Source organism: Paenibacillus suaedae (assembly GCF_032337355.1).
Taxonomy (GTDB): domain Bacteria; phylum Bacillota; class Bacilli; order Paenibacillales; family Paenibacillaceae; genus Paenibacillus_B; species Paenibacillus_B suaedae.
Window position 1 is genome coordinate 37,990 of the sequence record NZ_JAVYAA010000005.1, and the last position, 12,937, is coordinate 50,926.

Annotated in this window: 11 protein-coding genes; 5 read left to right on the forward strand and 6 right to left on the reverse strand. The window is 45.4% G+C overall.

Annotation, left to right across the window (positions count from 1 at the left end):
• Window positions 1-71: 71 nt before the first annotated feature.
• From RQP50_RS19695 to RQP50_RS19715, 5 genes are all read left to right on the forward strand, one after another.
• On the forward strand, window positions 72-524 hold the full coding sequence (locus RQP50_RS19695; protein ID WP_021257251.1) for a hypothetical protein: 453 nt from the start codon (window positions 72-74) through the stop codon (window positions 522-524).
• Window positions 511-1,506, forward strand: coding sequence for a polyprenyl synthetase family protein (locus tag RQP50_RS19700; protein ID WP_315746463.1), 996 nt, complete (start codon window positions 511-513; stop codon window positions 1,504-1,506). Before RQP50_RS19695 ends, RQP50_RS19700 begins: the two co-directional genes overlap by 14 nt.
• Window positions 1,507-1,686: 180 nt before the next feature.
• A complete protein-coding gene (locus RQP50_RS19705; protein ID WP_021257253.1) occupies window positions 1,687-2,214 on the forward strand; it encodes a hypothetical protein in 528 nt (175 codons plus the stop codon).
• A 435-nt stretch (window positions 2,215-2,649) separates the two neighbouring features.
• Window positions 2,650-4,140 (forward strand): peptide MFS transporter, encoded by a 1,491-nt coding sequence (locus RQP50_RS19710; RefSeq protein ID WP_065291503.1) that lies wholly within the window; start codon window positions 2,650-2,652, stop codon window positions 4,138-4,140.
• 649 nt (window positions 4,141-4,789) lie between these two features.
• Window positions 4,790-5,134, forward strand: a complete 345-nt coding sequence (locus RQP50_RS19715) for a hypothetical protein (RefSeq protein ID WP_315746464.1) — start codon at window positions 4,790-4,792, stop codon at window positions 5,132-5,134.
• A gap of 332 nt (window positions 5,135-5,466) precedes the next feature.
• Here RQP50_RS19715 and RQP50_RS19720 read toward each other — a convergent pair whose 3' ends face one another.
• The 6 genes from RQP50_RS19720 to RQP50_RS19745 all read right to left on the reverse strand — a co-directional run bounded on the left by RQP50_RS19720 (window position 5,467) and on the right by RQP50_RS19745 (window position 12,935).
• Window positions 5,467-5,742 carry a hypothetical protein gene (locus tag RQP50_RS19720; RefSeq protein WP_315746465.1) on the reverse strand — a complete coding sequence of 92 codons (276 nt, stop codon included), beginning with the start codon at window positions 5,740-5,742 and terminating at the stop codon, window positions 5,467-5,469.
• Between the two features lie 91 nt (window positions 5,743-5,833).
• Window positions 5,834-6,580: a hypothetical protein gene (locus RQP50_RS19725; protein WP_315746466.1), complete on the reverse strand. Its 747-nt coding sequence runs from the start codon at window positions 6,578-6,580 to the stop codon at window positions 5,834-5,836.
• A gap of 753 nt (window positions 6,581-7,333) precedes the next feature.
• Window positions 7,334-8,206, reverse strand: a complete 873-nt coding sequence (locus RQP50_RS19730; protein ID WP_142544879.1) for a UbiA-like polyprenyltransferase — start codon at window positions 8,204-8,206, stop codon at window positions 7,334-7,336.
• A 151-nt stretch (window positions 8,207-8,357) separates the two neighbouring features.
• The gene (locus RQP50_RS19735; RefSeq protein WP_315746467.1) at window positions 8,358-9,650 is read right to left on the reverse strand and encodes an aspartate aminotransferase family protein; all 1,293 of its coding nucleotides are present in this window, start codon (window positions 9,648-9,650) and stop codon (window positions 8,358-8,360) included.
• 312 nt (window positions 9,651-9,962) lie between these two features.
• Window positions 9,963-11,936, reverse strand: coding sequence for a peptidase U32 family protein (locus RQP50_RS19740; protein ID WP_315746468.1), 1,974 nt, complete (start codon window positions 11,934-11,936; stop codon window positions 9,963-9,965).
• A 207-nt stretch (window positions 11,937-12,143) separates the two neighbouring features.
• The gene (locus RQP50_RS19745) at window positions 12,144-12,935 is read right to left on the reverse strand and encodes an energy-coupling factor transporter transmembrane component T family protein (protein ID WP_021257260.1); all 792 of its coding nucleotides are present in this window, start codon (window positions 12,933-12,935) and stop codon (window positions 12,144-12,146) included.
• Window positions 12,936-12,937 lie beyond the last annotated feature (2 nt).

Genomic DNA, 12,937 nt, shown 5'->3' on the forward strand with positions numbered 1-12,937 from the left:
TGTACTGGAAAAGTAATGTGTACTTCGTGTCACATTACTTTCCTTATTTCTGAGGGAAGCGGGGGGTTCCCATGAATCGGCAACTATTGAATCAAACAAGTGACCTTCTGGCACAGCATCTCCCGCCGATCACCGGCATTCAATTGGCGGCTGGAACGGATGAACATCTGCTGCTCGACATGGCTCGCATGCTGAATGCGTACGATATGCAGCAGCAGGAACGTCAAGTGCTGCTCGGCTGCTACTGGCTGCTTCGTCAAGCACTGCGTACACATCAACATGTTCCGCAGGATGAACAGCTCGCGGGCAAGGCTGTGTTGGACGGTGATTTCCTGCTCAGCCTGTACTATCAATTCGCCGTTCGCCACGGAATGACACAGCTCATTATAGACTTGGCAACGACGAACAAGCGCATCCAGATTCGCCGTGTCGAGGGCACTGCCTCGGATATGATGCTTCATCAACGAATGGGCCGTTTCGTGTCCACTCATTATAAGCAGGTGGCTTCCTATGGCATCATTTAACGGTACGCTGAGCGATCAGCTGAACATCTCCCTACGGCGAATTAATCGGGATTTGGAACGCGTTATTCTGCACGATCCGGATGTCCCCTCCCGATCCATTGTCGCGAAGAGCGTGTTGGATCTCATCCGTGCAGGAGGCAAGCGTCTTAGACCTATGATGACAATCGTAGGCAGCCGCTTCGGCACAGACGTGGAATCCGAAGATGTCTACCGACTAGCCTCTGCTGCCGAGCTTATTCATGTAGCGTCACTTATTCACGACGACATTCTGGATCAGTCTGATACGCGCCGAGGCCAGCCAGCGCTGCACTGCAAGACAGGCATCTATGACGCAGTTCACATTGGCAACTACATTATGTGCCGTGTCATCGAATTGCTAACAGCTAGCGGCAAGGATCATGAGCCTTACGCACATGATCTGGCGTCGATTACAACGACGCAGCTGTGTCTGGGTGAATATCAGCAGATGGAGTTGAAATACAACTTCGACCTGTCGCTTGATGCGTATTGGGAGAAGACGCGCAACAAGACGGCGCTCTTGATGGCAACTTGCCTGCAGCTAGGTGCGAAGGCAGCAGGCGCTGATGAACACGTAATCGATCAGTTGTATGCATTCGGCGATCAGCTCGGGATGGCATTCCAAGTCAGAGATGACATTCTCGACTTCACCCAATCTTCAGAATCACTCGGCAAGCCTGCTGGGGTCGATCTGCGGAACGGACATGCAACGCTGCCGGTCATTCTGGCCATGCGTGACGCATCGATCGCAGCGAAGATACATGGGTTGAAGGCAGATTCACCAGATGATGCATTCGATGAAGCCATTGCGCTTATTCATCGCAGTGGTACATTGGATGAAGCACTTCAAATGAGTCATGAGTTCATGAAGCAGGCTTGGAATATAACGGAGCAGCTGTCTTCTTATCCTGCCCACCGGGATTTGAAGGCACTGTGGCATTATTTCGAAGCCCGCACCTACTAATAATCTACGCTAAATGGCCGAATCCTTGTTCAAATAAGGGTTTGGCTATTTTTTTAGTATCAATTGTTTACAAATTGTACCGTTTACTCTTTTGTGCGTTAGGGCAAGGTGGTATTATAAATATGTACAGGCTGCTTGTCTGTCACTTACACCATAGATGAAGGAGGTTGAGGTACGACGATGAAGCCTCGCCAATTCGTAATAGAAGCAGTCATGCTGGCGGTCTATGGTCAACTGTCTGTGCCAACGCGTCCAGTCGAATATATAATTCCATACACGACGATACTCGAGCTGTACGAGATGCGTCTGGAAGGTGACCAGGTCATGCCTGATCCCGAGGAAGACGTATATGCCAAGCAGCAAATTGAGGAGCTCATCTCCTACTTCGAGAGCGAGCTGAACAAGAAGAAGATCGAACGTGCACTGACAGCCCCTTGGCGCCACAGTCCACCGCTTATTTTGCAGGGCAACGTATCCTGCATTGTCGTCAATGCGATGGATAACGCCCGCTATGGCGAGACATTTGACCCCGTCGAAACGGAACTTATCCTTACCGCTATACGTGAGCAGGCTCCCTTACTTACTGATCAGTTCGAATATGTGGATCGCCTGATTACGAACGAAATCCCGATTCCCATTTACGATATCGATGATTTTGAATATGCAATGGAGCACGAAGAAGTGTCCGGTGATTCCAGTACGAAATAACAAGAAACCTGCCCCTATTGTTAAGGAGGCGGGTTTCTTGTTTTATATGGCTCTTCAATTCGGAGCAAATGGTCACATCATTTGAGAATATGAAGTGCTTAACCGTCCTGCTCACCTGTTCCACGATTTCTCTGAGTATCCGTTTCCCCCATACTACAGGATCTTCATCCCACCCCCACTTACATTCACTTGCTTCTCTCTGCTCTGAAGCGCATCCCAGTTACCCTCCAAAAAAACCCAATTAGCAGCATCGAAAAAAGAGTGATGAATACCTCAGTCATGTGGAATAGTAATATTGGAAGAAGCATATTTATTTTTACTTATATTGCTATCTGTGGATGGTTGCTGTAAAACCACAACAAGTATTATAATTAATTTACACTCATTATTATACAATTCGCTGCAGCAGGATATCGACATCAAAGGAGAGTTGTTATGCCCAATTATGATAAGAAGAAGATAATAGAAAGTGTCCCACAACAAGGGTTTTTTGGACATCCTAAGGGCCTTTTCACCCTCTTTTTCACTGAGTTCTGGGAGCGATTTTCCTACTATGGGATGAGGGCTATCCTTGTATTCTTTATGTATTATGAGGTGACGCAGGGCGGACTTGGGTTACCGGAAGACATCGCGCTTGCCATCATGTCCATTTATGGATCACTCGTATATATGTCAGGAATCATTGGAGGTTGGTTGGCTGACCGAATATTCGGTACGTCGAAAGCGGTTTTTTATGGCGGAGTCTTGATTATGTGCGGGCATATCGTGCTGGCCATACCGGGAAATACCGCGCTTTTCTTTGTATCAATGATCTTGATTGTATTAGGTACAGGACTGTTGAAACCCAATGTATCCAGTTTAGTGGGGGATATTTATAAGGAAGAGGATAATCGCCGAGATGCGGGCTTCAGTATTTTTTATATGGGGATTAACCTAGGAAGCTTCCTCGCTCCTCTGGTTGTAGGAACAGTTGGGATGAATAATTTCCACCTTGGCTTCGGTCTTGCCGCTGTCGGGATGTTGCTAGGTCTAATTGTTTTCGTAGTAACTCGTCCTAAAAATTTGGGTATTGCCGGTACAGTCGTCGTTAACCCGCTGTCACCTGCCGAGAAGAAAAAGGTATTTACCATTCTTGGTGTAAGCATTGTTGTTCTCGCTGCTTTAATTACGATTGCGATACTATTAGGCGCACTTACGTTTGACACCTTTATCAAGCTTGTTGGCGTGTTGGGAATACTGATTCCAACCTTGTATTTTGTCGTGATGTACCGCAGTCCGAAAACAACGCCCGTTGAGCGTTCCCGAATCATTGCGTACATTCCTTTGTTTATTGCTGCGATTATGTTCTGGGCCATTCAGGAGCAAGGTTCTACGATTCTGGCTAACTATGCGGACAAGCGTACCCAATTGGACTTCGCGGGTATTCATCTTTCACCGGCTTGGTTTCAATCGTTGAATCCACTATTCATCATCCTATTCGCACCTGTATTTGCGTGGCTGTGGGTTAAGCTCGGCAATCGCCAACCGACTGTACCGCAGAAGTTCTCTCTGGGCTTGCTGTTTGCTGGTCTGTCCTTCTTGATCATTTTGCTGCCGGCTTACTTTGGCGGTGCTGGTTCGCTCGTTAACCCATTGTGGCTCGTCCTCAGCTACTTCGTCGTTGTACTCGGAGAGTTGTGCTTGTCGCCAGTTGGCCTCTCGGCTACCACGAAGCTTGCACCTGCGGCCTTCTCGGCTCAGACCATGAGCTTATGGTTCCTGTCCAACGCTGCTGCTCAAGCCATTAACGCACAGATTGTGAAGTTCTATACGCCCGAAACTGAGATGCTATACTTCGGAGTTATTGGTGGGGTGGCCCTCGTTCTGAGTCTGGTGCTTTATTTGCTGTCTCCTAAGATTCAGGGCTACATGAAAGGTGTAAAGTAACCAGCATAATTCTCCAAATAGTGTGATCCGTTGTTTTCAACATCAAAAAATCAACAAACCCGCCTCTTAAGATAAAGGGGCGGGTTCTTATTGCTTGTATAAGATTTGAATTAGATCTGGTGGGGGGCAGAATATCTATACAATACTTAACACGACGATTAGAAAAGATGCACAACGGCTCCTTTTCATCAATTTACGTAACACATTACAGGCTCATCTGACATTGACACTGTATATTGGTGTAATTGTGGGTTTTCGCTGAGCAGTTCATACATCATCAGGCATTAATTTGGCCGAGATGAGTTTTGGTTTTGTAAACCGTCGACTTTCAATAATAATAAAATAGTTTTTATTCACCTTCAACGTTTGAACAATTTCATCAGTACTGTCTATTACAATTCGCTCTTCTTCCCTATTTAAAAATACAAGTGATTTCTTATTTTGATCTATTTCGATAAGAGTTGCAACAGCGCCTGTTTTGTCTGTGCTCAGTAAAAAAGGCATTATAACAAAAAGGAAAAAGCACAAAACAAATAATACAAAAAAATTCCTTTTGACAATACAACCCCCTAAATATTTACGATTTATTATATATACATTCTACTAAAAAAGAACAGCATACACAATTTTACAAATTAGGAGGGTTTTATTGAAGCTCTTATCGCGTCAATATGTTTTATCAGTTGTTGTCCTTTTGTTCAGTTCATTTTTTCCGTCGAATGTAAAAGCACAATCACAAGTAGAAGCACTTAAAACACTTACACTCAACAATGTTAGTGTTCAACAATTTGAGGAAGGGTATATCAAAGGCATTACTGCGCCTCAAGAGCTATCTGTAGATCAAAAAGACGCAATTCTCAAACTTTTAATTTTCACTGATGAAGATATTATTGATATTCCTGATTCATTAAAAAATCAACTCCTCAAAGAAGGCGGCGTCAAAGTTAACGTATCTTTGGACAATATGAAGCATGTATATACTGATTTAAATTAAATGGTAACGCCTATCCCTTATTAATATTATCAATTTGCCCGAAACCCATAATTCAGCGGCAGTTAGCGGGGTATCGATACTGTTCGTAGCACTTCCAATATAAGAATTGAATTCGTATTGGACATGAAGAGGTACTTAGCAACTAGGGTACGTCATGAATTATTTCTTTTAATCTCTATGCGAACAAATGTAGATAAAAGAAATGTAGTTATGTAGAAGTAAAAAATGTATAAATTAGTGGAACGATCTTGCGAAACATATATTTTATTGTGGCAATGGCACATTAACACTTATTTGTTGTTGAATGTTTCTTTCTAAACAATCATTCATTTCTATACTAAGTTATAAACATAAACTTGTATCAAAACAATTGCAATAAAAGTTATAGCTCCGATCACCTTGGCAGGATGAGTCTGCTTGTAAGTATTGAAAGGCGAGATCCGATTAACAGTCATCCAAAACAATAAAGCACCAACGAACAGGATCAATCCGCCCGAGATGTGGTTCATTGAATTTGCAATACTATTAATATGTTTAACAAATATGACCCATAAATAACCAAGAAAAGCATAGATAACAATTGATAGTACTGCCTCTTTAATATTCATACAACCCTCTCCTTTTTTTCTGATATCTATGCATTATTGAAAGCAAGTCAAAGCAGATGATTTACATTTGCTTTGACTTGCTTAATAAAAATTACCCCTTAAATCCCTCAACAGGACATCTAGTATTCCATCGTCCCTCTGCACAAATTTTGTAGGGTGGAACGTAACAACCTATTATGTAGGCTCCCGCACAAATGAGTCTGCCATAAGGAACTTTATCACCCCATAGACAGGCTGTGCCAACTACAGTCTGACACATACCTTCATATGTACCACCATATTCCTCATACTTTGTACAAGTCCAACAATAGTTATCTACTAAAGTCGCGTTATTATCATTTGATTTTTTAAGTGCTTCAGTTTTTTCCGTCAATGATGCAAGGTAATTTTTCAAATTCTTATTTGCATCAACTTGGTAAGAAGTTTGGACATTACCTGCATAGTCCCTTACATATATTTCTCCATCAGAGTACGATTTACTATAATCGATGATAAGAGTCTCAACTTGTTTTTTCTTTATGTCATAAGTGAAAGTCAAAAGAGAAGCTAATTGAATTATTTCTTTCTCTTTATAACCGTACTCAAATTCGAACTGAGCAATATAACCATACGGATTATTATTCTCATCTCTCAAATAATTAACTAATTTTGGTTCGCTTTTGATAAAATCTTGTTGGTATTTTACGTAGTTCCCATTGTTAATCACCATTTGCAAAAACTCTTCTTTACTTGGCAATTCATTACCCGCAGTTGCAAATGAATCTGTACTGAAAAAAATACTACTCACCACAAACACAGTTAGTAACATAACAAGCGTTGTTTTAGTAATGCTTTTCAAATAGAGTCTCCTCCTTATTCTATGATCATTCAATTTATGTATGACCCTGTTGTGATAATAATTAAGGTATTAGAAACTAAAAAGTTCCCTTATTATCTTTTCGAAACGTTAAAAAAACTAGAAGGTAACATGAACCCAGTTGTTTGCTGTGCGTTGGTTTTGATGAGTCCAGGTAATTGTGGCAATGATAGTTTGGTAGGTAATCGTTTTCATGGAAAGATTCATGGGGACAAACATATTGTGAATTGCTTCTGAAGGATTTTTATGATATTCCGACTTAAATTTTAGTTATAAATTACATCCAATAATCAGCCCCTCCATCTTCAAGATGATGGTAATAAATGAAATATGTAGATATATTGTGTTAATTAGAAACATACCATATTTTTACCTAAGTGTAAATATTGATAATATCAAGGACTGTCGGGACATCGGACTTAATCCATATATACTAGTGAACGACATAAGATTTGTCCATATAGGATAGAATCGCACTCCAAATCAAACAAACACTCGTTTTAATCCAAGCCTGACGGCCTCCAAAATCATTCAACAACTAATTCTAATCATCTCCTGTGAAGATCAACATATTTTAGTTCCCAGATATCCTAATTACTAAGACTGTCAAGTAAAATATAGATACGATCAAGTTTCTGATGTTAAATAGTTTCTACTTAATGGATACTGAACAAAATATAAAAAACAGGAGCGGTGTCATTGAGACAAAACTCCTGTTTTTATTTATCCTAATTCTTATTTCAGGAAAAAGTCAGCCATCGTACAAAACAGAATGGTCATGCTGATAACTTGATTCAGGTTGTACGACGCGACATTCATCCGTTTGCGGCTGGATGGCTTGATGATATTGTGTTCCAGCATCAGCAATATGACTGCGATACCGATGCCGATTAAGTAAACGGTGCCTAGACCCCGAATGACGAACAGTACGAGCAGCAGCACAACCATGATCGTATGCAATGAGCGCGCGATAAAGAGCGAATCTTCATAGCCAAAGATGCTCGGCACCGACCATAATCCGGTCTTGCGGTCGAACTCAATATCCTGCGTCGCATAAATGATATCGAATCCCGCAATCCACAGCATGACGATTGTGCCTAAAATAAACGGTGTCACGGCGAACTTCCCAGTCACGGCGAACCAAGCACCAATAGGAGCTGATGCAATCGTAAAGCCCAAGTACAGGTGGCACAGCCAGGTGAACCGCTTCGTAAACGAGTACGAGCAGATAAGTACAATCGCCACAGGCGACAGCCATAGGCAGAGTGAGTTCAGCATCCCTGCCGCTGCGATAAAGATCGCAAAGTTGATGATGACGAACAGCGTTACTTCACGCCCATGCAGCAGCTTCTGCGGCATATGCCTATGCGCCGTGCGCGGATTCGCTGCATCGAATGGCAAATCTGCCAAGCGATTGAACGCATTCGCTCCGTTACGGGCTGCTACGAGCGCGATGAGCGACCAGAGCATGACATGGAAGGAGGGAATCCCTCCTGCTGCCCATACCATCGAGATGATGGCGAACGGCAGTGAAAACAGCGTATGGGAGAACATGACCAGTTCTCCGAACATGCGCGTTTTGCGAATAACCTTTTGAATAATAACCATAGCTTACATACACCCCATGAGTGTTCAAATATCTATTTCTATTGTCCTTAACAGGCACAAATCCAACCTAGGAGATACGATCATGATGTCCTGCTAGGGGCTCACTATTCATCCGAGTCAAATGGACGTTTCCGAATCGAAGCAAAGCAGCCTATTGAACCGCTTCCGCCAATACTGCGTCCAGTTCCTTCAGCATCCCCTCAATATCTTGCTCGGTCATCACGAGCGGCGGCTGGAAGGCTAGCACGTTGCGGCCAATGCCGTTTTTCCCAATAATATAGCCGCGATCCTTCATCGCTTCCAATACACGATCCGTCAGTGCTGCGCTATCTTGTTCGTCTGTACCGTGCAGCTCCGCACCAAGCATCATGCCCTTGCCGCGTACATCAACGAGTACCGCATGCTTCGCCTGCAGTGCCTGCAAGCCTGACTTCAACTGATTTCCGAGCCGTTCTGCACGGCCTACCAAGTCTTCCTGCTCAATATAATCGAGTACAGCCAGCGCAGTAACAGAAGATACCGGATTTCCGCCAAATGTCGATGCCGACGCACGGTTGAAGCTTGCCGCGATCTCATCTGTTGTCGCAAATGCACCGATTGGCACACCGTTGCCTAGTGCTTTTGCCATCGAAATAATATCTGGCACAACGCCGTAATGCTCCATGGCAAATATACGGCCTGTACGACCGAAGCCGGTTTGGATCTCGTCGGCTATCATCAATACGCCATGCTCCTCAAGAAGCGCCTTCACCTCGCGGAAATACCAATCTGGCGGTGCAATCATGCCTCCATTGCCTTGAATCGGTTCCACGAGCATCGCTGCAAATGTATCTCCCTTCTCCTCCAGCACCTGCTTCAGCGCCTCAATCGAGCGGCGTGCCGCCGTCTCATCGTCTGTCTCCGGATTGTATGGACGAGGGATGAAGGTTACTCCGCTGTCCAAATAATCATCAGCGCGCCACATCGGTATGCCCGTTACGCCCATCGTCAGGAATGTGCGCCCGTGCAGGCCATACTCCAGCGCAATGAAATTGCGGCGCTTCGTATGCAGTCTAGCAAGCAGCATCGCACCTTCATTCGCTTCCGAGCCGCTGTTGCAGAAGAAAGTACGCTTCAGATCACCCGGCAGGACGCCGTTTGCGAGCCGCTCCGCCAAATCAACCATCGGCTGCGTCAAATAAATCGTCGTCGTATGCTGCAGCGTCTCCAGCTGCTTGATCGTCGCTCCAGTAATCGCCGGATTGCAGTGGCCGCTCGCCACGACTGATACCCCTGCGAAGAAATCAGTATATTGTGTTCCCTTCTCGTCGTACAAATACTGCATCGAGCCGCGTACAATTTGCGGTGGATTGCGATAGAAGTGATGCGTGCACGGGAAGAAATATTGCTTCCGCTTCTCTATAACACCCTCAGGTCCGATATACGTTGTTTGCTCCTTGCTCACGTCGTAGTCACCCTTTCTCATCTTGAACTGAAGAAACGACAGGCTGTAACTTGGCCATTCAAGTCAAGCCCTGCCGCTTCTTGTTCTCTCTACTCCATTACTGACTTTATTCTCTTATTTATCCATCATTACTTTATCTCTATTCATGATGTCATGCGTACTTCCAACTCATTCGTTCATCCGAGATTAGGAAAGAGAAGAAGCGCATTTTCTACCACAGGTACAGAACCGATATAGAAAAACTATTTAGGACACCGAAATAGCAAAATAAGAAACCTAAGCCCACCGCTATAGATCTATTAAGAATGCAAACTAAGCATGAACTGGCTGCAAATCAATCGACAGCGCTTCGCCGAATTGCAGCGACCCTAGTGTGTAGCCTGCATATTCCGGCTTCATGCCGGCATACAATTCACCACAGAGCGACAAGTCCTGCAGCGCTGTACGGTATGTGCCTACGATGCTGCGCAGCTGCTCAGTTGTGTACGACTTACCCTCGATACGGAAGTGGTTCACGCCCGCTTCATGCAGCTCCTTCAAGAACGGCAAGTAACACAGTTCCTTGGCCAATGCCAAGTGGTTGCGTCCGCTCCAATCGCGGTACACCGGATTCTCGCCCTTGTCTGTCATCAGCACTAGGTGCTGATTGTCGACGTACTTGTTGTCCTCCTGCATGACCGGCTCTATCGCGACTGTATTTTCATACAGATCCAATTCCAGATACATGGCGATTGGCGAGCCGTGAACGATCATCTCGACCGGCACCTGCTCTGTCTCTTGCAGCAGATTCGCTAGGTCGTTCAGCGGAAGCTCTAGAGACGCATGTACGCGCTCCAAACCGAAGTGTTCATGGTACAGCTTCGCCGACATATGATTATATACGTTTAGATTGAATTCGCCAATCATCGGCAGACCCATATCACGGAACTTATGCATAGCCCCAATATTGCTGACGAGCAAACCATCAAGCCCATATTGCCCGCCCCGCAGGAAGTGATTGTATTGCTCAATGTGCAGTTCATTCATCATGCGCGGCATACCAAGAATGATTTGCGAAGAGCCCTTCATCTCAACCAGCATCTCAATATCATGGCGTGTGAATGGCATATCTGGCTGGAATACGTCTCCTGTCAAATAGACAATGTCTGCACCCGCTTCGAGTACCGTCTTCGCCTGCTCCACATTGTTGACATGTACAGACAATTGCGGCTGCTTCATCTTCTCCGGCTGACGAACTCCCGCCAAGGCATCACGAACCTGTTCCAGTCGCTCTGGCTTCACTTCACGCTCAGCTGTTGGTGTACTGAATACTTTACCTGTGCTATAGAATTTCCCCGTTCCCTCATAACGCGTGTTGATATAATCAAGCCCTGGCTTGCCGAACGCATAGGCCGTCGAGAAGTCCCGCTTGCGGTTCTCATACAGCGTGTCGCTGTTCTCCTTCCGATCATAGCCGAGCGGATCCGCAATGTAGCGATCAATTGCATCGCCGTAGCTGTTCACAATCATCTTCAGGAACTCCAAATCCCGCATCCGTCCCTCTAGCTTGAATGAAGTAATGCCCGACTTGATCAGCTCTGGAATATGCTCATACATGTACATATCCTTCGCCGCAAGCGGATATTCGGTTGGATATACATTGCCGTCCTTCTTCACCCGGTAATCCCAGCGGCATGGCTTCATACAGCGTCCACGATTCGCACTATTGCCATACAACATCGAGCTGTAGAAGCAGTTTGCACCATGCACCGTACACATATCCCCATGGACAAAATATTCAAACTCCATGCCTGTCTTCGCTTGCAGCAGCTCTGCGGTATGCAGATCCATCTCGCGGGATGCCACAACACGTGTAACGCCCATTTCCTTCAATGCCTCGATCATCTCTAAGTTGTGCACGTTCATCATAACTGAAGAGTGAACCGGTACATTTGATAAATTCATGTCTTGGATGAGTGGGAATACGGCCAAATCTTGCGCAATAATCGCGTCTGGACCTACCTCGTTCAAGAACGACAGGTAACGCTTCGCTTCGTCCAGATCACCTTCATTGAGCAAGTTGTTCACAGTAATATAGGCACGCTTGCCGCGGTCATGCGCCATGTTCACGGCTTCACGTACTTCTTCATAGCTAAGATTGTAGCCCTTGCGCATCATCCGCATGTTCAGAGACGGCCCCCCGAAGTATACAGCGTCGCAGTTCATATCAATAACAGCTTTGAAGATGTCAAACGTTCCGGCAGGTGCCAACAATTCAATTTCTTTCCCATTAAAATATCTAGCCACAGTCGCTCTCCCCCAAGTCCATTCGTTTCAAGTAGTAGTCACTTCTAAGGTATCGCCTTGCGTTCTTTCGAATAACCAAATATTTATATTCTAAATATAACATATTTAAACTGTTATTGTGACAAGTTTCACAATATATACAATAAATACGCGCAATCCGCTGCCGCTCCTCTCTTTCTTAAAGGAAGCAACGGATTGCGCACCGATCTACCATAGTAGAATAAGCACTAACATTCCAATAAATAACGCCATGAACCAGGTATCAGCCTGCTTCCATTGCAGTTGGCGCAGCGACGTTCGTGGCGCATTCAGTACATAGCCACGTGCCTCCATCGCCTGTACCAGTTCCTCCGCACGGCGGAAGGCACTCACGATGACTGGCACCATTAGTGTCATAACCAGCTTGCCCTTCTGCGTGAAGGACAAATCCGCGTAATCCGCTCCACGCGAAGCCTGCGCCTTCATTACCTTCTCCGCTTCCTCGAATATGGTTGGAATGAAGCGCAGCGATATCCCTATCATCATCGACCAGCGCTGCGGAGAGCCTCCAACGAATCGAATTGGCTTGAGTACGCGCTCAAGACCCAGATTTAGTTCAACGGGTGCTGTCGTGAACGTTAATATTGCAGTCAGCGTCACGAGCAGCGCCATTCTCCATACAGCATATGCCCCATAAGTAACGCCGCCTGTCGTAATCTTCAAGCCGCCTACTTGGACAAGTGCACTGCCGCTTGAATCAAATAGAAGATAGAAAATAAACATGAAGGCCATAATGAGCCACAGCGGCCGGGAGGCGCGGAAGTAGCGGTATAGCGAGATGCGCGAGCTTATCATCATGAGCAGCGCGAACACCGTAAGCGCCGCAAGCTCAGCGAACTGCTCTGCAAGAATGACTGCGATTAGATAGATGACCATCGCAGTCAGCTTGGCGCGCGGATCAAGACGATGAATCCATGAATCGGCTGCCACGTAGCGGCCGAGCATCATTTTCGCCTGCATAA

Coding starts and splice junctions, on each gene's coding strand:
- RQP50_RS19730 (WP_142544879.1), bottom strand. CDS start 8,206: ATGGTTATTATTCAAAAGGTTATTCGCAAAACGCGCATGTTCGGAGAA.
- RQP50_RS19695 (WP_021257251.1), top strand. CDS start 72: ATGAATCGGCAACTATTGAATCAAACAAGTGACCTTCTGGCACAGCAT.
- RQP50_RS19720 (WP_315746465.1), bottom strand. CDS start 5,742: ATGAATATTAAAGAGGCAGTACTATCAATTGTTATCTATGCTTTTCTT.
- RQP50_RS19710 (WP_065291503.1), top strand. CDS start 2,650: ATGCCCAATTATGATAAGAAGAAGATAATAGAAAGTGTCCCACAACAA.
- RQP50_RS19745 (WP_021257260.1), bottom strand. CDS start 12,935: ATGCAGGCGAAAATGATGCTCGGCCGCTACGTGGCAGCCGATTCATGG.
- RQP50_RS19700 (WP_315746463.1), top strand. CDS start 511: ATGGCATCATTTAACGGTACGCTGAGCGATCAGCTGAACATCTCCCTA.
- RQP50_RS19705 (WP_021257253.1), top strand. CDS start 1,687: ATGAAGCCTCGCCAATTCGTAATAGAAGCAGTCATGCTGGCGGTCTAT.